General features: G+C 36.8%; 19 protein-coding genes. 13 read left to right on the top strand and 6 right to left on the bottom strand.

Annotated features, from left to right (window positions below; all coding sequences use genetic code 11):
- Positions 1 to 22 precede the first annotated feature (22 nt).
- The 6 genes from FN817_RS22015 to FN817_RS21995 form a co-directional block, all read right to left on the bottom strand.
- Positions 23 to 532, bottom strand: coding sequence for a cupin domain-containing protein (locus tag FN817_RS22015; protein ID WP_142719796.1), 510 nt, complete (start codon positions 530 to 532; stop codon positions 23 to 25).
- 15 nt (positions 533 to 547) lie between these two features.
- Positions 548 to 1,114 (bottom strand): DapH/DapD/GlmU-related protein, encoded by a 567-nt coding sequence (locus tag FN817_RS22010; protein WP_185149931.1) that lies wholly within the window; start codon positions 1,112 to 1,114, stop codon positions 548 to 550.
- Positions 1,115 to 1,188: 74 nt separating this feature from the next.
- A complete protein-coding gene (locus FN817_RS22005; protein WP_142719794.1) occupies positions 1,189 to 2,244 on the bottom strand; it encodes an alpha/beta hydrolase in 1,056 nt (351 codons plus the stop codon).
- Between the two features lie 89 nt (positions 2,245 to 2,333).
- Positions 2,334 to 3,212, bottom strand: a complete 879-nt coding sequence (locus FN817_RS22000; protein WP_142719793.1) for a helix-turn-helix domain-containing protein — start codon at positions 3,210 to 3,212, stop codon at positions 2,334 to 2,336.
- Positions 3,213 to 3,348: 136 nt separating this feature from the next.
- Positions 3,349 to 3,504: a hypothetical protein gene (locus FN817_RS23285; RefSeq protein WP_167498917.1), complete on the bottom strand. Its 156-nt coding sequence runs from the start codon at positions 3,502 to 3,504 to the stop codon at positions 3,349 to 3,351.
- A 96-nt stretch (positions 3,505 to 3,600) separates the two neighbouring features.
- Positions 3,601 to 6,564: a response regulator gene (locus FN817_RS21995; protein WP_142719792.1), complete on the bottom strand. Its 2,964-nt coding sequence runs from the start codon at positions 6,562 to 6,564 to the stop codon at positions 3,601 to 3,603.
- 576 nt (positions 6,565 to 7,140) lie between these two features.
- Here FN817_RS21995 and FN817_RS21990 point away from each other — a divergent pair.
- From FN817_RS21990 to FN817_RS21930, 13 genes are all read left to right on the top strand, one after another.
- Complete coding sequence (locus FN817_RS21990; protein ID WP_142719791.1) at positions 7,141 to 7,683, top strand: peptidoglycan-binding protein LysM; 543 nt, start codon at positions 7,141 to 7,143, stop codon at positions 7,681 to 7,683.
- A gap of 202 nt (positions 7,684 to 7,885) precedes the next feature.
- On the top strand, positions 7,886 to 8,431 hold the full coding sequence (locus FN817_RS21985) for a peptidoglycan-binding protein LysM (RefSeq protein WP_077414286.1): 546 nt from the start codon (positions 7,886 to 7,888) through the stop codon (positions 8,429 to 8,431).
- 426 nt (positions 8,432 to 8,857) lie between these two features.
- The gene (locus tag FN817_RS21980) at positions 8,858 to 9,403 is read left to right on the top strand and encodes a peptidoglycan-binding protein LysM (RefSeq protein WP_142719790.1); all 546 of its coding nucleotides are present in this window, start codon (positions 8,858 to 8,860) and stop codon (positions 9,401 to 9,403) included.
- A gap of 58 nt (positions 9,404 to 9,461) precedes the next feature.
- Positions 9,462 to 10,007, top strand: coding sequence for a peptidoglycan-binding protein LysM (locus FN817_RS21975; protein ID WP_142719789.1), 546 nt, complete (start codon positions 9,462 to 9,464; stop codon positions 10,005 to 10,007).
- Between the two features lie 196 nt (positions 10,008 to 10,203).
- Entirely contained in the window at positions 10,204 to 10,749 is a 546-nt protein-coding gene (locus tag FN817_RS21970; protein ID WP_142719788.1) for a peptidoglycan-binding protein LysM, read from the top strand.
- Positions 10,750 to 10,830: 81 nt separating this feature from the next.
- Positions 10,831 to 11,631: a fimbrial biogenesis chaperone gene (locus FN817_RS21965; RefSeq protein ID WP_228451636.1), complete on the top strand. Its 801-nt coding sequence runs from the start codon at positions 10,831 to 10,833 to the stop codon at positions 11,629 to 11,631.
- Positions 11,632 to 11,640: 9 nt separating this feature from the next.
- On the top strand, positions 11,641 to 14,445 hold the full coding sequence (locus FN817_RS21960) for a hypothetical protein (protein ID WP_228451635.1): 2,805 nt from the start codon (positions 11,641 to 11,643) through the stop codon (positions 14,443 to 14,445).
- A 10-nt stretch (positions 14,446 to 14,455) separates the two neighbouring features.
- On the top strand, positions 14,456 to 15,889 hold the full coding sequence (locus FN817_RS21955; protein WP_142719787.1) for a hypothetical protein: 1,434 nt from the start codon (positions 14,456 to 14,458) through the stop codon (positions 15,887 to 15,889).
- A 27-nt stretch (positions 15,890 to 15,916) separates the two neighbouring features.
- Positions 15,917 to 17,914, top strand: a complete 1,998-nt coding sequence (locus tag FN817_RS21950; protein WP_142719786.1) for a response regulator — start codon at positions 15,917 to 15,919, stop codon at positions 17,912 to 17,914.
- A 60-nt stretch (positions 17,915 to 17,974) separates the two neighbouring features.
- Positions 17,975 to 18,709: a sensor histidine kinase gene (locus FN817_RS21945; protein ID WP_142719785.1), complete on the top strand. Its 735-nt coding sequence runs from the start codon at positions 17,975 to 17,977 to the stop codon at positions 18,707 to 18,709.
- Positions 18,709 to 19,353, top strand: coding sequence for a response regulator (locus tag FN817_RS21940; RefSeq protein ID WP_142719784.1), 645 nt, complete (start codon positions 18,709 to 18,711; stop codon positions 19,351 to 19,353). The genes FN817_RS21945 and FN817_RS21940 overlap by 1 nt, the downstream gene beginning before the upstream one ends.
- Positions 19,354 to 19,715: 362 nt before the next feature.
- Positions 19,716 to 20,582, top strand: a complete 867-nt coding sequence (locus tag FN817_RS21935; protein WP_142719783.1) for a helix-turn-helix domain-containing protein — start codon at positions 19,716 to 19,718, stop codon at positions 20,580 to 20,582.
- Positions 20,583 to 20,652: 70 nt separating this feature from the next.
- Positions 20,653 to 21,705: a hypothetical protein gene (locus FN817_RS21930; RefSeq protein WP_142719782.1), complete on the top strand. Its 1,053-nt coding sequence runs from the start codon at positions 20,653 to 20,655 to the stop codon at positions 21,703 to 21,705.
- Positions 21,706 to 21,806 lie beyond the last annotated feature (101 nt).

The following is a 21,806-nucleotide window of genomic DNA, read 5'->3' as shown; positions in this document are numbered from 1 at the left end:
TGTTTTTGCTCATCATAGAAAATTATTTTTTGTTGGCTTCAGCAAATTCTTCATTGGAAACAGCTTCCAGCCAAACATTTTGATTGGTTTGCGGATTTCCATTCGTTGCTAAATGCGAAAACCAATTGTCGGCGGTAGCACCGTGCCAATGTTCAACATTCGGAGCAATTTCTACGATATCTCCGGGTTTTAAACGACGCGCGGGTTTTCCTCTTTCCTGATATAAACCTTCGCCACCCACGACAATCAAAAGCTGTCCGCCTGTGTGGCTGTGCCAATTATTGCGACAACCCGGTTCAAATGTGACATTAGAAAGGGGAACATTTAAATCTTTATTGCTTGTAAGTGGCGCCAAATAGGATTTGCCAATAAAATACTGCGCATAAGCTGTGTTTTCTTCACCTGTCGGAAAATCACTTATTTTAGGAATATCTGTACTCATTTCGTTTGATTTTATTTTGTTTGAATTTACTTTATTTTGTGCGATTACAGTTGGACTAAACACTAAAAGAATGATGATTAAATATTTCATTGTTTTATATTTAATTTATGATTCAATTGTTTTGAGGATTTTTGCAGGAATTCCTCCCACCACAACATTGTCCGAAACATCTTTGGATACAACCGCTCCGGCAGCAACTACAGCATTTTCTCCAATCGTAACTCCCGGTAAAATGGTTGCATTGGCTCCAATCCAGGCATTTTTCTTGATTAAAATGGATTTTCCAATTAATCCTTTTCTGTATTGAGGTTCTAAAGGATGATTTTCCGTTATCAGACTTACTTTCGGGCCGATTAAAACATTGTCTTCAATGGTAATTCCGCCTAAAGTCAGAAAAGTACAATCGAAATTGATGAATACATTTTTACCAATATTGAGATTCTTTCCATAATTGATGTAAATAGGCGTAAACACCGCTATATTCTCCAATTCTTTGCCGATAATTTGACTTAATATTTTTAAAACCTCATCCGGTTCTGTGGAATTATTTAATTCAATCAATTGTTTCTTAATCTCATAAGAAGCTTCCAGCAATTTATGAATTTCCGGGTCGCCGGGCATTATTGTTTCACCATTTTTTAGTCTGGTAAAGATATCTTCGTTAAAGCTCATTATTAAATATTTAGAGAAATAAAAAGGATGAATCCGCTTTTTAAAAAAGCAGATTCAGCTATTGCAATGTTCAATTATTTTAAATTGGTTCTGAAGAAATTATCCAGTTTTTCAAAAGGAATCACATCCACTTTGTCATATAAGTCAACGTGAACCGCATTCGGAATAATCATCAGTTCTTTCGGTTCTGCAGCTATTTTGTAAATGTCTTCTGAAAAATACCTTGAATGTGCATTTTCACCGGCAATTAAAAGCATAGGTCTCGGTGAAATTTCTTTGATGTAACTTAAAATGGGCATATTCATAAATGAAAGTGCGCTGGTCAATCTCCAACCTTTTGTTGAATTTACTGAACGCTCGTGGAAACCTCTTGACGTTTTGTAATAATTAAAATAATCTTTTACAAATTGAGGTTCACTGCCAGTTAATTTTTCCGGAAGATGAGAAGATGGATATGCCTGTTCCCCTGTTTCCGCGTCTTTCCATCTTTGCAGATTCAGGTCTTCGAGCGTTTTTGTTCGTTGCCCGAGGGTAACTACATCATTATATCCTTTAGAAATTACCCTTGTCATATCATACATACTCGTGGTCGCAACGGCTTTTATTCGCTTATCGATCGCAGTAGCATTCAGTGCCATTCCCCCAAATCCGCAAATTCCGATGATCCCGATCTTATTTCTGTCCACATTTTCCTGAAGTCCCAGGAAATCAACAGCTGCACTGAAATCTTCGGTATTGATGTCGGGTGAAGCTATATTTCTTGGTTCACCGCCACTTTCGCCGGTATAAGAAGGGTCAAAAGCGATAACAGCAAAACCTCTTTCCGCCATTTGATTGGCATACAAACCGGAAGACTGCTCCTTCACCGCACCAAACGGTCCACTGATTGCCAACGCCGCCAGTTTTTCGTTTCCTGCATTTTTTGGAAGATATAAATCTCCGGAAAGTGTGATTCCGTAACGGTTTTTAAAGGTAACTTCTTTTCGGGTTACTTTATCACTGAGCTGGAAAGTATAATGTTCGTTTTGTTCTGTTGTATTCATTTTTCCTGGATTTGATTTTTTATTCTGCGCGAATACCTGTCCGATGAAAAGAAAGGACAAAGCCATCACTGTTGTTACTATTTTCATATCTGAATTTTGTTTAAAAATTACTGATACAAAATTAGAAACAGCGGCGTGCTAACAGTTAATGATAATCAAACCAAAAATTAAGAAAATCAAACTTCCTTCAAACGAAATGTTTTTGGATTGGTTCCGGTTTGTTTTTTAAAGAAATTATTAAAATATGTTGGATAATCGAATCCCAATGCGAAAGCTATTTCTGAGATATTCCAGTCGGTGTGCTGCAGCAATGCTTTTGCTTCTGTGAGAATTCGTTCCGTAATATGAGTCGTTGTGGATTTTCCAGTAACTTCTTTCACGGCTCGATTGAGATAATTAACGTGGACATTTAAATTTTTTGCAAAATCCTGAGCTGATTTCAGTTGCAGAGATTGGCCTGTAGTTTCGATGGGAAATTGCCTTTCCAACAGTTCCAGAAAAACGAATGATAATCTTGATGCCGCATTTTTGTTTTGATCAAAATCTTCGGCAGGTTCCAATTTCAAAGATTCGTGGATAATCAAGCTGATGTAATTACGAATCAGCTCATCCTTGTAGACATAGTCACTTTCCTGTTCATCAATCATCTTTTGAAAAATGGTATTGAGAAAAAGTCTTTGTTCTTCAGTAATTTTCAGAACGGGAGTTCCGCCAATTTTAAAGAAAGATGACTGTTGGAGGCTCTCGGAACGTTCAGAATTTTTAAAAAATTCCTCAGAAAAAAGAATGGTATAGCCTTTATAAGTTGTTGAAATAGTTTCCCAGGAATACGGAATATGCGGATTTCCGAAAAAAAGTACCGTTCCTTCCTGCTCGAAACTTTTATCAGAATAATGAATCATACTCTTCCCCGTCGTAAGGCAGATTTTATAAAATTCTTTTCTGCTGTAGACACGGGTTTCACTTCCATCCTGCTCAATCTGGAATGCACGGAAACCTTTTAGTTTTAATTCAGTATTAAACTCCGAAACAACTCTTTTTAGCTTTTCTTTCATTTTTCAAAGTTAAGAAAATCAAACTAATCAGTTCTAAAATGATTATAGAAGTAAAACGTCAATAGAATTCTCTGTCGAAACAAAAATTCTATCGCTTTAAAAATCTTGAAAAGACTTAATATTTTCCAATTTTGTATTATGAAATTGTTCTCAATTCAATCATTACAAAATATCCGATTCTTTCTTTAATCAGCCATTTCTCATTTTGGAATACGTATTTGTCTTCATATTTCACGCTATAAGAATTTTTAAGATCACATTCCATAATAGGCAGTTCATTTACTAAAAGCATTATATCAGATTAAAAATAATCATCTCCTATTATCTTAGTATAAATTTTGTCACCTAATATTAACAGAAGAGACCCTAACTCCATTTTTCACAAGACCTAAACACTAATATATTTTTTGAGTACTTCAACAAGGTCTGCCTGCCTTATAGGTTTGGGAAGGAAATCATTCATTCCGGCTTCAAGGCACTTTTCTTTTTCACCCAACACATTTCCGGCTGTAACACCTATGATAGGTATATGTTCATATCCCGGCAGCATTCTAATATTTCGTGTCGCCTCAATGCCGCTCATGATCGGCATCTGTACATCCATCATGATAATGGAAAACTGCTTTTTCCTGCATTCTTCCAAAGCTTGCAGCCCATTGACTGCTTCCGTTAGATGTACACCAGGAACAAGAGACTTCATCATTCTATTATTCAGGACCATATTCACTACGTTATCATCAACCAAAAGCACTTCTAAATCTGGAGCAAATAAATGCGAAACTTTCTCAGACTGATCCTTACGAATTTCTACCGCATAACTTTGATCTACCTTTTTTAAGGTTTTGTATAGATCATGTGATTTGATAGGCTTCAACAGTAAATGTGCATTTTCTATTTTTCTAACTGAAGCAAGTATGCCTAGTTCTTCAGAAGAAGAAGAAAGTACTATAAATGGAGAAGTCTCTTTTCGCTGATTGAACAGCACTGTTATTTTATCTATTGTTTCCAATCCGGACATAACAGGCATATGATAATCCATCAGGATCACATCGAACCGCTCTCCTTTCAACAGGATCTCCAACGCTTCCATCCCATTAGAAGCCAAAGTAGACTTGATATTTTTATAGCTAAGCATGTGCTCAAGAATGATCCTGTTGGTTTCATTATCATCAACCACTAAGGCTGTTTTAATAGTTATTTCATCTTCCTCTCTCAATTGAGGGATCTCATAAGGAATCTCAATGTCAAAGAAAAATACAGAACCCTTTTCCTTTACGCTGCTCAGCGACAGATGGCTTCCCATATATCCCAGAATATTGTTTGAGATAGTAAGCCCCAGACCCGTACCACCATATCGTTTGCTGATAGAGCTGTTTTCCTGAGTAAAGGCATTAAAAATGTATTTCTGTTTCTCAACAGGGATGCCTATCCCCGTATCTCTTACCGAGAAGCGCAAAGCAATAGTACTATCATCCATGTGTAACTTCTCTACTTTGAGCTCAATCTCTCCTTCTTCTGTGAATTTCACAGCATTTCCCAAAAGATTGATCAAGATCTGTTTTAACCTTGCTTCATCCAAAAAAAGTATTTTTGGAAGACCCGGCTCAATATTGAGAAGAAGTTCAATATTTTTTTTCTGGGATTGATAAACAATAACATTTATGACCTGGCTCAGCATATCATAAACATCAGTTTTATCAATCAAAAGCTCCATTTTTCCGGATTCTATTTTAGAAAAATCCAATATATCATTGATGATGCTAAGCAAATTTTCCCCTGACTCATTGATGTAATTCAGATATTGCATCTGTGTTTCATTCAGCGGTGTCTGAAGGAGAAGGTCTGAAAAACCAATAACTCCGTTTAAAGGAGTCCTGATCTCATGACTCATATTGGCCAGAAATTCTGATTTTGCTTTGCTGGCTATATCTGCTGTTTCCTTCGCATTTTTCAGTTCTTCATTTATCTTTACAGCATTTGTAATATTCTGTATGGAAATAATTACACCCCCTACTTCATCTTTTGTAAGATACCAGGGTCCGACTTTAAGGTCGTAATGCTGAATTTCTTCTTTTCCTTCCACCTTTAGCATAAAGTCACCGTTGATGTATGTTTTTCCCAACAGCGCATTCTCATAGATCTCTTGTCTTTCTTCGGGAATATTAGGTGATATAGTGAAAAGATTATTCCCGATAAGATCTACATTATTCATATTAAATTCCTCTCTCCATCTGCTGCTTACTGCTACATAGTTAAGGTCTCTATCAAACATGGCCAAAGGAGCAGGAACATCAGTGGCAAAAGACTTCATTATTGCCTCCTTGCGGGTAACCTCCAGAAACATTTTTTTGAAGGCATCAATGTCCTGAATGATTCCGAAAACCCTTTTGCAGATATCATCTTCAAATTCGGGAATACCTTTTACTCTTACCCAGATCGTAACGCCATCATTACGCAACAGCTGAAGTTCCTCATCAAAAGCAATTCCTTGTTGTATTGCCCTGTTAAAAAGATATTTCATTCTCTCCCCGTTTTTTCCTTTGTAAAATTCAAGGGCATTTTCAAAAGTAGGCTGGAAATTATTTTCTATTTTGTGAATTTCTCTTGTACTTTGAGACCAGAAGAGCTTTCCGGTCTTTATATTGGCTTCCCAACCTCCCACCTGGGCTACTGAGCCTGTTTCCTCAAGCATTTCCTTCGTGTAAAACAGATCTTTTTCTAACTTATCACGGCGGATGATGTCAGATTTTAGTTTTACATAAACAACAACGGTGACACCAATGGCTGCAATAGCAGAAAGAATGATGAATAAAACAGTCCATTGGGTAGACCTGTTCAGATCTTTATTTTTTATGGCAAGTTGAACTTCCTCCTGTTTTACAAATTTCTGAACGAGCCTGCGGCATCTGTCCATAGCTTCCTTGTTTTGTACAAGTTCTTCCGGACTCATTACTATTCCCTTTTTACGATTCTCAATAAGCAGGACATATTCTTTCATCAGCATTTCTGAAGTATGCAGCAGTTCATTTAGGATATTAATCTGATCTTTATCTTTAAGATTAAGTCTATCTTTTTGAGAAACAAACAGCGGAAATTCATTCCTGCTTTCATTGAAAGGTTCAAGAAAATTTTCCCGGCCGGTAAGCTGATATCCCCGATTACCCGTTTCAGCATTTAAAAGAGTATTTAAGATATCTTTTACTAAACTTATAGATTCCTTACTTTTTAATAAGTCTTCCCTATTCTCCATCTGCTTATGTATGCTTATATAAGATGCTATCGAACTAGCAATCAAAAGCATAAGAGAAATTACTACGCCTGTCTGAAGATTTCTTATAATTTTTTTCGGCATTGAACGGGTATTTTTGTGCTAAAATACTAAAAGTAGGTCATTTTATAGTAACAAATTAATTTAGAAATTTGTCAGCAGATATTGGAAAAATATAAAAGTTTATTTTGAATGGTTTCCTGATTGTTTTTTCTTCATTGGTATTCATTTTTTTAACCAAATTTCGGTACAAGTCCGGATAGCATTCTTTCTATTCTCCTTTATTCATCTGAGCATTTACCGTCGGAGTCCTGATTCAATTATTTTTTATAATAGAATTAGATTCCTATTTAGGTATTACTACTCTATTCCTTTCAAAAAATTCGGAATCAAAACACAAAAGTTAAGCTAATTTAACCTCTTTTCTTATTGTAGTGAATTTGATTCATGATATTTTATCATTATCTCACCTAAAACCATAGTTAAACATTCTTTGAAATAAAAAAATCACTTATAATAGCCAATCCTTCATTATCGAAACCATAATACTGACAATTAGTCAATCAATAACAATAAAGCTTTGGTAATGTCGGATAATGTTATTAAATTTATAATGAGTTCTGAATGACAATATTTTACACCTCTTTAAATTTATTAATCATGAAAAAACAAATCGTTATCACTGCCCTATCCCTGGGAGCAATCGCTATAGGGAGCAACCAGGTTCTTGCACAAAATTCTGAGAAGGTTAGTACATCCGTAAATATTATTTTATCAGATGTTATTGCAATGGATATAGGTACTGTTGCTTCAGAAGGCACTGTAGATTTTAATTATGGGAGCACAAAAGACTATAATTCATCAAAAAATGTGACCGTTCCCAATAGTTTAGTCATTATTTCCTCTAAAAATTTTGATATAAAAGTAAAATCTGAAGGTGCACACTTTGTAAATGGCGCAAACGTAATTCCTGTAGAGATATTACAGGTAAAGGCAATACCAGGGGGAAGTCTGGTAGGAACCTTGAATGAGGTCACTTTATCTACAGCTGATCAGGTACTGGTGAGTAATGCAAGTGTGGGTACTAAACAGTCTTTAAATATTGCTTACTCTATTTCTTCGGAAAATGCCTCCAAGGTACTTCTTGGGAAACCACAGGGAACTTACACACAGAAAATAACTTATACTGCCACGGCATTGTAAGTAAATACCAATTTTTAAATATAAAGCCCTCAACACTTAAAAGGTGTTGAGGGCTTTTTTTATTTAAGCAAAATGAATAATCCTGTAGTGATTTTACTACATGAACTTCCGTTTTCCACTACAAAGAAACTTTTATCGCTGCTATAAATTTGCAGTATACAAAAGAACAATTAAGTAAAAATAACAATTAAATATTACCATCATGAAAAAACTAATCGTAATCTCAGCCTTAACTTTTGGAGCAATCATTTTAGGAACTAACAATGTTCAAGCTCAAAATACGACAGCAACCACAACGGTAAACATTACCCTGAACGATGTAATCTCTATCGATGCGGGAAGTACTGCAATTGGTAATACGGTAGATTTTAACTATGTTACTGCTGCAGACTATAACTCTGATCAAACAATTACTAAAGCCAACTCTTTAAAAGTTACTTCAACGAAGAACTTTAATGTGAAAGTAAAAGCAGGAGGCGCTAATTTTATGAATGGAACCAACTTAATTCCTGTAAATGTTCTGACGATCAAAGCAGCTACTGCTGCCGGAACAATGGGCGGAACAAAAAGCGCTGTAGTTTTATCTGCAACGGATCAGACTTTAGTATCCAATGCTCCTCTTGGAAGTGCATTAACACTGAATTTAGACTACACTATTCCAGCAGCAAAATCATCATCATCTGATATTTTGGGTAAACCAGCCGGAACTTATACGCAGACAGTAACTTATACTGCAACAGCTTTATAAATAAATTTTCATATTAATATTTTGTGATTTGGTGTTTCGAAGGCTTCCTACGGGAGGCCTTTGATTTTGTATGTATTGTACCGATATAGATAAAATTCAAAATCCGGGAATAAGTATCTGTCATCTGTAAGGTAGAATTTTTGCCAACCTATAAATATTTTTTTGTGAAAACCTAAAGAAAAATTATATGCAAACGGTAATTTATATTACAGCAGCTTTATAATAGAAATAACAGGAATTTATACACATCCTCAACGCTTAGAAAGCGTTGAGGGTTTTACTATTTAAGTCAAATCAATAAACCGTGTAGTGATTTTACTACATGAACTTCCGTTTTCCACTACAAAGAAACTTTTATGGCTGCTATAAATTTGCAGTATACAAAAGAGAACAATTAAATAAAAATAAAATTTAAATATTACTATCATGAAAAAACTAATCGTAATCTCAGCCTTAACTTTTGGAGCAATCATATTAGGAACTAACAATGTTCAAGCTCAAAATACTACAGCAACCACAACGGTAAACATTACCCTGAACGATGTAATTTCTATCGATGCGGGAAGTACTGCCATTGGTAATACGGTTGACTTTAACTATGCTACTGCAGCAGACTATAACTCTGATCAAACAATTACTAAAGCCAACTCTTTAAAAGTTACTTCAACGAAGAACTTTAATGTGAAAGTAAAAGCAGGAGGTGCTAATTTTATAAATGGAACCAACCTGATCCCTGTAAATGTTCTGACGATTAAAGCTGCTACCGCTGCCGGAACAATGGGCGGAACAAAAAGCGCTGTTGTTTTATCTGCAACGGATCAGACTTTAGTATCCAATGCTCCTCTTGGAAGTGCATTAACATTGAATCTAGACTACACTATTCCAGCGGCAAAATCTTCATCTTCTGATATTTTAGGTAAACCAGCCGGAACTTATACGCAGACAGTAACGTATACTGCAACAGCTTTGTAGCAGCTGTAGATTTGTAATGTTCAAAAGAGAACAAGAATAATAATTAAATCTTACTGCCATGACAAAACAAATCGCCATCACAGCCTTAACTTTTGGAGTAGTTATATTTGGAACTAATAATGTTCAAGCTCAAAATACAGCCGCAACCACAGCTGTAAACATTACCCTGAACGATGTGATCTCTATAGATGCAGGAAGTACAGCAATTGGTGGTACAGTTACTTTTAACTATGTTACTGCAGCAGACTATAATTCTGATCAAACAGTTACTAAAGCCAACTCTTTAAAAGTTACTTCCACAAAGAATTTTAATGTGAAAGTAAAAGCAGGTGGTCCGAATTTCATTAATGGTTCAAACTCAATCCCTGTAGATGTTTTGACAATCAAGGTTGCAGAAGCTCCCGGAAATATGGGCGGAACCAAAAACGATGTGGTTTTATCTCCAGGAGAAAGAACCTTAGTATCCAATGCTCCTCTCGGAAGTGCATTAACACTGAATCTGGATTACACCATTCCAGCAGCAAAATCCTCATCTTCTGATATTTTAGGTAAGCCAGCTGGAACTTATACACAAACGGTAACTTATACTGCGACTACTTTATAAAAAAACACATCAATTATATATACCCTCAGTACTTTCCAGGTATTGAGGGTTTTTCTATGTAAAGCCATGAGCAATCCTGTAGTGATTTTACTACATGAACTTCCTTTTTCCACTACAAAGAAACTTTTATCACCGCTGTAAATTTGCAGTATACAAAAGAACAATTAAATAAAAATAACAATTAAATATTACTATCATGAAAAAACTAATCTTAATCTCAGCCTTAACTTTTGGAGCAATCATATTAGGAACTAACAATGTTCAAGCTCAAAATACTACAGCAACCACAACGGTAAACATTACCCTGAACGATGTCATCTCCATCGACGCGGGAAGTACAGCAATTGGGAATACTGTTGACTTTAACTATACTACTGCAGCAGACTATAATTCTGATCAGACGGTTACCAAAGCCAACTCTTTAAAAGTTACTTCTACAAAGAACTTTAATGTAAAGGTAAAAGCAGGAGGTGCTAATTTTATGAATGGAACCAACCTGATCCCTGTAAATGTTCTGACGATCAAAGCAGCTACTGCTGCCGGAACAATGGGCGGAACAAAAAGCGCTGTAGTTTTATCTGCAACGGATCAAACCTTAGTATCAAATGCTCCGCTTGGAAGTGCATTAACACTGAATCTGGACTACACCATTCCAGCAGCAAAATCCTCATCTTCTGATATTTTAGGAAAACCGGCCGGAACTTACACACAAACGGTAACGTATACTGCGACTGCTTTATAATAAAAATTTTAGTTTGTAAAGGTTCCTTTTTGCTATGTTTTCAGTAGTTTTGGGAATCTTTATTATTAAACTATTTACACCATGCACAAGTTTATTCACCTTTTTATTTTCTTTATCCTCACAGGGTCTTCTTCACTTCTGGCACAAAGTATCTCCATGTCACCTACACGATTGTTTTTCACAGGTAATCCAGGAGAAAAAGTAACAAAGACAGTCACGCTTCAAAACAGCTCGGATAAAGATTATGTTTTTAATCTCAACTACAAAGATTGGGTTAGAGAAGAAGACGGAAATAAGGTTTATCTTGAAGCAGGCAGTTCAAAAATTTCCAACGCCTCCTGGATATCCACCTTAGAAAGCACTGTAACAGTTCCTGCGAAAAGCACAAAGGAGATTGTAGTGACCATGCAGATTCCGGCAAATGCATCACAGTCTGCTGTTACAAACAGTATGTTGTTTTTTACCCAGCTTCCTCAGCAGGCAGACAAGGCACGTGTTCAGAATGGTATTGGTATTATCACCTTATTTGAAGTGGGACTTCACATTTTTTATACTCCACCGGGAAACCACGTAAAAAGTCTGGATATTACCAATATTGCAGAGGTGAGTAATGAGAATACAGCGAAAAGAAAAGTAGCTGTAAGCATCCATAATGATGGAAACACCATCAATGATGCCACTGTTGAGTTTGAACTCACCGACACAGATAGTGGTAAGGAAATAAAATTGCCAGCAATTTCCATCTCCATGCTTCCGGATACCAATCAGGTTGTTCAATTTTCTTTACCAGAGAAAATTTCAGGAAACTTCCTGGGTGTGGCTATTGTTAAAATGGCAGAATCCAATGATTTACGCGTAGGCGAAAAAAACTTTAAATTTTAAAATTAAGTCTTGAAACTACAGAATGGAATATCGATATCAGTCCTAAGAAGAACAATCTTATTTTTTGTATTTGTTCTTCTGAATTTTTCGTTGGCCTTTGCGCAGGAAAAAAAGGATATTCAAATCCATTTTGAAAATGACAGTGTAGCTGTTGAAAAAGGTTCTACTTTTACTAATTTCCTGGTCATTGAGAATAAAAGTTCTGAAGAAATTATCATTCAGAATATCATACCTCAGGAAAAATATCCGGGATTGCTTTTCTATCCCAAAAATGACTTTACCTTAGGTGCAGGTCAGTCTAAAAATCTTCCTGTGAAACTGATCGCCAACGTGGATTTTATGAAACTGAGATCCAATGAAATCAAATTCCAGGTTTCTTATACTACTCCAACGGTCACCAGAACTGAAAGCACATCGTTCTTCGTTGTTAAAGGCGAGAACAAAAACATCGCAATTTATACCGCTACATACGAAAATTTCATTAACCCTGCTGTGCCCCAATCCTCAATTCTGCTGACTGTAGAAAACCAAGGTTATAGTAAAAGAACCGTTAAGATTGATTTGCAATCCATTCCTGATGGCTTGGAAATGATGCCAAAACAGCAGACTGTATCTCTGGAAGGTTTAGAAAAACAAACGATTGAGATCAAAATTGCGGTCAGAAAACAAAATACACTTTATCCGGAATTTAATATTAATGCCATCGTCACAGACCTGCTGGATAATAAAATCGTGGGTAGCAACACGCTCTATCTGGTCATTTTATCGCACAACAGACAAATTGCCCGTGGAAACGAAGCGGTGAGCGGAAGTAATTTTGCAGAAATGAGCTATAATGAAAACAGTTCAGGTTTCAACTATCTTCAATTAAGGGGAAATATAGCATTCCGCGTGACTGAGAATTTGAAATCGCGCTTTAATATTGGAGCAGATTACTATGTTGAAGACGGCCGTTATAACCTGTACGATACGTGGCTGGAACTGGAGAGAAAAAATACGGTATTAAGGGTGGGAAATGTTAATAGCAGCGATTACGATTACCCGGTTTTTGGAAGAGGTGGGAAAATTTCTACCAAATTTGGCAAAAATAATCAGATTGAAATTCTTGCGCTGGAAAATAATTATAATCTGTACGGTACTTACTTCCAACAAACAGAAGGATCTACCATGGTGGGTGCAAAATATGGCTTTGGAAATGCTAAATCTTTCAATGGGAAAGTGTCCTATATATTCGAACATGATCCGCGCTTTAACGTAGATACGCAGGTAGCGAACGCGGTAACATCATTGTTGATTAACGATAAACATTCAATCCGCACGGAGTTGGGCCTGAGCCACGAAAAAGGCCTTGTAAACAAAGATGAAAATGCAGGCGCTTCAATGGGAGCCAATTACGACGGAAAAATAGGAAAATGGGATATACAATCTGTTAATTCCTTTGCCACCAAAAGCTATGCAGGGATCAAACGGGGATCCTTTTTCTCAAATCAGCGGATCGGTCGACAACTATCTGTCAATCAGCGTGCTTTTATACAATATCAGAATTCGCAGGTAGAACCCGAGTTCCTGAGTTTCCAGGGTGCACCAACCCAACCTGGCAATACCTCTAATTTACGGTATTATTTCAACAGTACAGAAGCTTTGGGATTAGGTTATCAGTTTTCTTTAAGGAAGTGGAATTTTCTACTTTCTCCAAAGGTTGAAAAGCAAAAAACAGCTAATTTTTACACCTCGCAGGAACTTTTTTCTTACCGGTTTGAGGCCAACATCAGCACTACTTTAGGTGCCCACGGATTGAACCTGACGGCGGAATATTCTTATTCAAAAGAGAACAATAAAGCGGACTGGTTCAATAGTTTGAAAACAACTTTATCTTACAGATATAAGTCATTCTCCCTAAACGGAACAGCCCAATGGAATGCGATCAGTGTTTTTGATTTAAATTCTTATTATGATGTAAGCCGTAATTTCGCCAACTACAATGTATACGCATCGTATAATTTCCAGATGCTTAATCATAATCTGACTGGATCTTTTTCAGCCGGAACCTTCTATTCGGAACTTTACAAAAATTTAAACAGCAATATCACCGGTAATCTGGAATATAAAATTTCGCCTTCCTGGTCCACTACAGGTTATTTTAATCTTTCCGGTTATAAATCTACGGCTGAATATGCAAGCAGTGGCAGTTATTACCAGTACAGAGTGGGAATTAAAAAATATTTTACCACAGCTACGGCTCTCGGAAATCATAAGGTGACGTTCCAGTTCTTTGAAGATAAAAATTTCAATGGACTTCTGGAGTCCGGCGAATCAGTCCTTGCTAATGAAATTATAAAACTGGACAATTATGTAGCGATGACAGATAAGAATGGAAAAGTAGTTTTTCAGAATGTGCCTGAAGGTACTTACACACTGAAGGTGAACGAAAGTGCAGGAGCCCGGTTGATGATGGATCCTGTCATTCTGGTACATAATAATATTAACCGCAAAGTAAGCTTGGTAAAAAACATCAGGGTAAGTGGGAAATTAACAGAGATCAAGCAAGCCTACGATGTTTTGGAAACGGATGTAACCGGAATAGTAGTGTATGCAAAAAGTGAAGATGGCGTGATCTATACTGCCGTGGTTAACCAAAAAAATGAGTTTGAGTTTTTCCTGAAAGATGGAAAATACAACCTCTATATTGAAAATGACAAATACAGCTATATACAACCCACTCAAACTATTCAGGTGACAAAAGAAGGGTATTCAAAAACTGTGGTTTTTGAATATAAGAAGAAAGACACTACCATTAAGGTGAAAAAGTTTTAAATTTAAAAGTATGAAAAAGATGAGGGCTTTTCTAATAGGAATTTTTACCATGTTCTGTGGGTCTGCAGCCACGAAAGCTCAGGATATATACCTGTCGGTTCCTGATAATACTATTTTTAACAGGACCGAATTTACCTCAGTACCTACAAGGGTAATGACGAACGCCAACAGAACAAACTGGGATTATGCCTTTTTGGGATTACTCCCAACCGCTCCAACATTTACCTCAGTTTCCGGACCAACTTTTACTCACTCTTCTTCCTCATCTACTTTACCCAGTTCCACTCTTCTGTGGCAGTTAGAAAGTATGGGCGGGCAGCTGCCATATACCGGACTAACAGGTTATTTACCAGGTTTTCAATCGTTTAGCACAAGTGCTATAAGATGGTTTGAACCGCCATCACTCAGTATCGGAGGAGGGTTTAACAGGGGGAATATCAATTTTACATTTAAAATTCCTGCCTCACAATTTACAGCCAATGCCTTTCGGGCCGGGAATTACTCTATGGATATCACTCAGAATTATAATGATTTCACACCTCGTAATTTTAAAACAATTTTAGTCATTCCTTCATCTATACGATGGGTTACCAACTCTTTAACAAAATACTTTGAAATATCTTCTTTGAATGACTACCGCAATACAGGTACACGGGTATTCACTTTGGATAATACGGAAATCGCGCATACGGTTGATTTTAATTTTTGGGCGAAAGCTGCTGCCACAACTGTTCAGTTCACGTCCTCTAAAGGGGTTCCGGGAACCAGAAATATAGCAAGCATTAAATTGGGCAGTAACGGATCTGCACTCACAACTAAGACCTTATCTGCCGATTTTCAGAATTTTTCTGCTGCTAATTTCAGTGTTGTAGCGGGAAACAGAAACAGCTTCATTCCAGAGCTTTATGTGTCTGCGGAAGATTTTAAAAACTTTTTTTTTGAAGCCGGAACTTATACGTTTGAATTGAACCTCAATGCAGGAAGTACAGATAACTCAATTAACAGTTTGCAAAATACGGCTGTTCAGTTAAAAGTGCTTCCACTGTCCGAGATCACCATCCCCAGTTCCGGGCGCAATGTAAACTTCAATTTTAATACCGCTGCCCAATACACCGATGGTCAGTCACAAATGATTCCCAACCAAATTATGTTGTCCAATAATGAAAATTTTGAGCTGTATGTAAAATCGGACGAAAATTATTTCAAGAAAGGCGGTCTGCAGACCAACATCAATTCCAACATATTACAAATTGGCATCGACGGAAGTTCTGTAAATGTTCCCTTATCCAAAACTCCCCAAAAAATACTCTTTAACGGAACACCGGTTTTAGACAAGGGACTGAACGTAAGATACACCATACCACCTGCGGGTGCCCAAAGTTTGGTAGGGAAGGAAAATACCACCTACTCTATCAATGTTTATTATAGCTTCACGGCAATTTAATAATACTTTCTAAGAAAACTCTTCCTTATGGACTACATTAATGGCAATAATCAATCGCCGGATCAGCACTGTATTGATCAATTAAATGCATTGGAAAAAAAATATACCGATGTTTTTGATTTCTTAGTGTTCGCAGCGGCCAAGATGACCAACATGGAGCTTTGCACTATGAGCATTACCTCGGAAGAGCAAGTTTATGTTCTCGCTTCCAGTGATGCGTCGCCCAATCAGATTTATCCCCAAAATCCTCACTTTCTTTTGAATGACCAGACTTCTGTTTATGAGTTTAAGAATGCGGAATTTAAATTTCATAGGAGCTATCCCATTCCTGGTCTTGAGGACAACCTGATCGCTCATTTAAATTTATTTGACAGGGAAGAGAAAAATTTAGATAAAGCAGAGGAAGAGTTGATCAACAAGATAGTGAACCAGGCATCAAAATGGCATTGGGATAAAGAAAAAGAACTGGCAGAAAAAGCCTACGTTTTAAAATCAGAATTTGTGGCCAATATGAGTCACGAGATCAGAACCCCGTTAAATGGGATTATCGGTTTTACAGAGCTCCTTATGGAAACCAATCTGGACGAAACGCAGAGACAGTATCTCGAAATCATCAACCAATCAGGTGTATCCTTATACAGCATCATTAACGATATTTTAGACTTCTCAAAATTAGAAAAGCAAAAACTTAAGCTAAATCTCGACAAAGTAGAGATTGAAGAACTGGTTTCAGATACCTTCAATATTGTTGCGTACAGTAATACTAAAAAGCAGGTAGAAATGCTCATCGATATTGACCACACTATACCTAGATATATATGGACTGATGAGATGCGCTTAAAACAGGTTTTCGTCAACCTTTTGAGCAACGCTTTAAAATTTACCGAGGAAGGCGAAATTGTTTCATATGTTAAAGTTTTAGATGATTTAGGAGAAGGAAAAAAACGAATCCGATTTGGAGTTCGCGATACAGGAATTGGAATTAGCAGTGAAAAACAGGCTGAAATTTTCAATCCTTTTTCACAGGGAGATGGCAGTATTACTAAAAGATATAGGGGAACCGGTATGGGACTCACCATTTCGAACCAAATCCTGGCACTTGCCGGGAGTATATTACAAGTCGAAAGCGATCAGGGAAAGGGCAGCGATTTTTTCTTTGACATTCTGTTCGACACTGAGGAAGAGGAATATGATTTAAGCTTAACTGATATTAAAAGAGTTTTGATTGTGGACGATAATGAAAACAATCGGAAAATCCTGAAAAGGATGCTGGAACGAAAAAATATTGAGGTAACGGAATGCGATAGCGGGTTGAAGGCTTTGCTATTGATTATGGACAAGGCCAAATTCGATGTGATCATTATGGATTATCATATGCCTATCATGGATGGCATTGAAACCATTAGAAAAATGAAAAATATTATTCCCGACGCCAACCACGTATCACCGTATGTTGTTTTGTACAGCTCATCCGATGATGCTAATTTGCAGGCTGCATGTGACGAATTAGAAATAGAAAACCGGCTTGTAAAACCGATTCGTATGAAACAGATGTACCGGGTTTTATCCACCTTAAAGAGTTCTGAAAACAAAAAACCGGAGCAACTAAAAAATGCAGCAAATGAAGTGAGCGGGCGTGAAATAAAAATTTTAATTGCTGAAGATAATGCTATTAATTTACTCCTTACCAAAACTTATTTAAAGGATATTATTCCTCAAGCTTTAATTATCGAGGCAAAAGATGGTACTGAAGCAATTGAAAAATACCAAAAAGAGAGCCCTGATCTTATTTTAATGGATATTCAGATGCCTCATCTCAATGGTATTGAAGCAACCAAAGAAATAAGAGCCTTGGAAAAAAACATCGAAATACCTATTATTGCAGTAACAGCAGGGAGCCTGCCTGGTGAGAAAGAAAAATGTCTGCAAGCCGGAATGTCAGATTTTTTAACCAAACCTTTATTAAAACAAACCCTGTCTGATATGATTCAAAAATGGTTTGGTACGGAAATCGAAAAAGAATAAATAATAAACTATGCTTAAAAAAATACCGGAGTAGTTTTTTTAAGCTTTGATACAGAATTTATGAATGACCTTAGCAACGAACTACAATTAAAAATTGAAAGACTGGAAAATGAAATCAGTTTTAAAAACGGACTGATCTCTATATTATCTCACGATTCAAAAGAAATGTTTGGGAATTTTCTGTGGCTGATAGAAGCGGTAGAAGAAAAGACCATAAGTGAGGAAGATTTTTTTAAGTTGTTGCCGCAGTTAAAATGCGATGCCCAGAAGAATCTGCAAACCATTCAGGACAGCACCTCCTGGTTAAAAACGCAATATGGGGAATTTAAGATTAAACCTGAGAAAATCATGGTGATGGATCTTTTTCACCATTTTAAAGAGAAATATGCACTTCAATTAAAAGAAAAAAACATTAAATTTCATTTTAAAGGAGATCCCAATGCATTTGTTACAACCGATCGTCTGTTGCTGCAATATGTTTTAGACAAAATTCTTAATAATGCAGTGAAATACTCTTTTCCCGGGAACGATATTCACTTGCAGGAAGTTACTGATGATCATCAGGTGATAATTTCTGTGATCGACTTCGGGACGGGAATGAATGAAAAATATTTACCTGAAATCTTCACTTATGGTACCCCCTTGTTTCTTGGTACTGCTGGTGAGAAAGGAGTGGGATTAAGTTTGAAAATTGTAAAAAATTTTGTATCCTTGATGCATGGAAACATTCAAATCGTTTCCGCAGAAAATAAGGGTACTACAGTTTCCCTTGTTGTACGTAAATTTATAGAATAATGGGTTTAAAAGCAAACGTTCGTATTATTGTAGCAGACGATCACGGTATCGTCCGGATGGGTTTAATACAAACCATACAACGCCTCCGGCCTGATGCTATAATCATTGAAGTAGAGGATTTTAAATCACTATACAAAGTAATTTTGAAGGAAGAGCTGGATCTGGCCATCATGGACGTCAATATGCCTAATGGCTCTGTTCAGGAAGCAATTGATTACATAAAAATGCACCAACCCGACTTAAGAATTCTTATATTTTCTTCTCAGGATGAAGAGGTGTATGCAATGCGTTATCTAAAGATGGGTGCCGGTGGCTATTTAAGTAAACAAAGCTCCAATGCAGTAGTTGAAAATGCTTTGACAGCAATGCTCAGTACCGGCCGGTTTGCAAGTGACAACGTAAAAGAAGCCATGTTTTTAGAATCAATAAATGGGACGACAAAAAGTTCACCCTTTGAAGCGCTGTCTGACCGTGAATTGCAAATTGCCAATAAGCTTGCTGAAGGTCTTCCCCTCAAAGAAATTTCTAATCAACTTAATCTCCATTCATCGACGATCAGCACTTATAAAAACAGGCTGTTTGAGAAGCTGAAAATACGATCCATACCCGAATTGGTGGAGATTCTCAGGCTGTATAATCAGTAAACGTTCTATGACTTCCCGCTTTGTCATCTCTGCATCGTGGAATCTTGTACATCTGAACAAAGAATGCCGAGCAATAAAAATTCATTCACCAAAATTTAGCAGCATTATTTCCTTACGGTAATGAAATACTCAGGGGTACATGAATATTTTTAATATAAATTTAATTTTAAGATTGGTTAAAGCAAATGTCTAATTGCAAACTATAATTTTTACCCAGCCACAAAAAGTATATCACTACCTTTTAAAAATATTAAACTAGAAAGAGCAATAGCATATTGAAGCTAAAATCTATTTATCTTTTGAAGAACTAAACAAAAACTTATATTTATAACGTGAGCCTTCTATTGTAAAAATTTCCAAAGATGGTAAAAGCTGCTCCAATTAAAACGTATCATTTTCTGCCCTATAAATATGGAGCAGAATTATTGTTGGATCTTGGACGTATTGAAACATTGAAAAATTATGTACTGGACCACACTTTACATCAAGTCAGTTTTTACGAAATTGTTTTCATTGAAGAAGGATCGGGAACATTTTCACTGGACGGCAAGGTAATGTCTATAACTCCCGGAACCATCATTTTTATCAGTCCGGGACAGGTTCGCCGCTGGGAAATTAAAGAAAAGATAAGAGGCTACACGCTGTTCTTTGAAAAAGATTTCCTTCACCTCTTTTTTTCAGATGAGTTGTTCCTCTACCGGTTTCAATACTTTCATCAGTATTCTCATGCCACTGACATGACTATCGATGCAAGATCATTTGGAAAATGCCTTGAGCTTTTACAGGAAATAGAACGTGAATTCAGACAAATTCAGAATGACAGCAATCATTTGATCAGGTCAGTACTTTATCAGTTGCTTATCGTTCTCAACCGCTATTATGCCCAGATCTATAACGTTCAGAGGGATACTTACATTCATGCAGACTTCTATAAATTCCGCTCTTTGCTGGAAAAGAAATTTTTAGAAAATCAAACCGTTGAAAGCTATACTAAAATGCTTAATGTAAGTTCTGGATTTCTTAATAAAGTCTGCAGGCAGTTCAGCGGATTAACAGCACAACAAATGATTCATCACAAACTCATTTCAGAAATAAAGAAAGAGTTGCACCAGAATAAATCTGCAAAAGAGATCTGCTACGAATTTGGGTTTTCGGACCCTTCCAACTTTAACCGTTTTTTCAAGAAATTTACCCATACGACACCCCAGCAATACCGAAAGAATATATGAATTGACAATTCTGAAGATAAAATGACCATTTTGCAGCGTATGAATATTTCTAATTTTACAAAAAAAGAAAATGATCAAATCTGCAACGCTTAGTCTCCTATTGTTCATCATGAACCTATTTTTGGTAAAGGCAGAAGAATTATATGTTAATCCAATAAACGGCAATGACATGAATTCAGGGGTAAAGGCACAACCGTTAAAATCCCTTTCAGAGGCTGCCAGACGCATTAATCTAAATAAAGATCAGGGAGAAACAACAATAATCCTTTCAGAAGGTGTGCATCTGATCACCAAAACAGTACTGTTTAACAATGATAAATATACTTTTACCAACCGTCTAACCATCCGTGCTGAAGTAATGCCCGATGATGCAGACTGGACACCAAAAAAGATGCCGGTCGTTATGACCATTGTACCTACTGAACCCGGTGTGGGAGGAGAAGAAGCAAGAGGCATCCAACCAGAGGTAAGCCACGTTACCATTGCAGGTCTTCGCTTTACAGGCAGCCCTGATTACACGTATCTTGATGCCAATAATTTACGACGTTCATATCCCATCTGGCGCGACGGAAAAAAACTGGATGATTTACTTGTAACACAATGTTTATTCGCCGGGAATGAAGAGGTACTTCCATTACATGTAGGAGTGATTGCCAATGGTTATGGTTTGGTTATTGACCATTGTGTTTTCTTCAACTGTAAAATTCCTGTTGTCTTCTGGAAAAATGAAGGAAAGACCGGTAGCCGCAGTGCCATGCAACATTCGTTGGTCTATGGAGGCTATTTCTGCGGGGTCTGGACTACCCAAGGGACCAACGGTGATGATTTCGATTTTCATCATAACATTATCGCTAACACCAGCACAGTATGGATCAGAGAAAAAGGAAGCACGCGCCGATATAAAGCTTCCGACTGCATTTTTGTAAATTATAATAAACTGGCAGGATACGGAAGCGGGCCGTTGAGTGACAGTAATGCTACCCCTACAGATTTTCTGGAAATGAAAAACGTACAGACTACCGGAACCGTGATCATTGAAAAGGATCAGAGTAAACGCAATTACCTGCAATTGGCGGAAGGTTCATCGGGTTCGAATCTGAATGCCGGACTTTTTAAAAAATAATTTTTTAATCATGCGTCATAAACTTTTTATAATAAGAAGTATGAAAAAATTAAGAACAATCTTATTTCTTTTTCTATTAGTCTCAGAAAGTGCATACAGCC

It is taken from the genome of Chryseobacterium rhizoplanae (assembly GCF_900182655.1).
Taxonomy (GTDB): Bacteria; Bacteroidota; Bacteroidia; order Flavobacteriales; family Weeksellaceae; genus Chryseobacterium; species Chryseobacterium rhizoplanae.
This window is presented reverse-complemented; position numbering and strand designations above follow the sequence as displayed.

What these genes read in the sequence shown, in the direction of transcription:
- FN817_RS22000 (WP_142719793.1), bottom strand. Translation starts at nt 3,212, where the DNA reads ATGAAAGAAAAGCTAAAAAGAGTTGTTTCGGAGTTTAATACTGAATTA.
- FN817_RS21965 (WP_228451636.1), top strand. Translation starts at nt 10,831, where the DNA reads ATGCACAAGTTTATTCACCTTTTTATTTTCTTTATCCTCACAGGGTCT.
- FN817_RS22015 (WP_142719796.1), bottom strand. Translation starts at nt 532, where the DNA reads ATGAAATATTTAATCATCATTCTTTTAGTGTTTAGTCCAACTGTAATC.
- FN817_RS21980 (WP_142719790.1), top strand. Translation starts at nt 8,858, where the DNA reads ATGAAAAAACTAATCGTAATCTCAGCCTTAACTTTTGGAGCAATCATA.
- FN817_RS23285 (WP_167498917.1), bottom strand. Translation starts at nt 3,504, where the DNA reads ATGCTTTTAGTAAATGAACTGCCTATTATGGAATGTGATCTTAAAAAT.
- FN817_RS22010 (WP_185149931.1), bottom strand. Translation starts at nt 1,114, where the DNA reads ATGAGCTTTAACGAAGATATCTTTACCAGACTAAAAAATGGTGAAACA.
- FN817_RS21950 (WP_142719786.1), top strand. Translation starts at nt 15,917, where the DNA reads ATGGACTACATTAATGGCAATAATCAATCGCCGGATCAGCACTGTATT.
- FN817_RS21930 (WP_142719782.1), top strand. Translation starts at nt 20,653, where the DNA reads ATGATCAAATCTGCAACGCTTAGTCTCCTATTGTTCATCATGAACCTA.
- FN817_RS21990 (WP_142719791.1), top strand. Translation starts at nt 7,141, where the DNA reads ATGAAAAAACAAATCGTTATCACTGCCCTATCCCTGGGAGCAATCGCT.
- FN817_RS21945 (WP_142719785.1), top strand. Translation starts at nt 17,975, where the DNA reads ATGAATGACCTTAGCAACGAACTACAATTAAAAATTGAAAGACTGGAA.
- FN817_RS21955 (WP_142719787.1), top strand. Translation starts at nt 14,456, where the DNA reads ATGAAAAAGATGAGGGCTTTTCTAATAGGAATTTTTACCATGTTCTGT.
- FN817_RS21970 (WP_142719788.1), top strand. Translation starts at nt 10,204, where the DNA reads ATGAAAAAACTAATCTTAATCTCAGCCTTAACTTTTGGAGCAATCATA.
- FN817_RS21985 (WP_077414286.1), top strand. Translation starts at nt 7,886, where the DNA reads ATGAAAAAACTAATCGTAATCTCAGCCTTAACTTTTGGAGCAATCATT.
- FN817_RS22005 (WP_142719794.1), bottom strand. Translation starts at nt 2,244, where the DNA reads ATGAAAATAGTAACAACAGTGATGGCTTTGTCCTTTCTTTTCATCGGA.
- FN817_RS21935 (WP_142719783.1), top strand. Translation starts at nt 19,716, where the DNA reads ATGGTAAAAGCTGCTCCAATTAAAACGTATCATTTTCTGCCCTATAAA.
- FN817_RS21940 (WP_142719784.1), top strand. Translation starts at nt 18,709, where the DNA reads ATGGGTTTAAAAGCAAACGTTCGTATTATTGTAGCAGACGATCACGGT.
- FN817_RS21995 (WP_142719792.1), bottom strand. Translation starts at nt 6,564, where the DNA reads ATGCCGAAAAAAATTATAAGAAATCTTCAGACAGGCGTAGTAATTTCT.
- FN817_RS21975 (WP_142719789.1), top strand. Translation starts at nt 9,462, where the DNA reads ATGACAAAACAAATCGCCATCACAGCCTTAACTTTTGGAGTAGTTATA.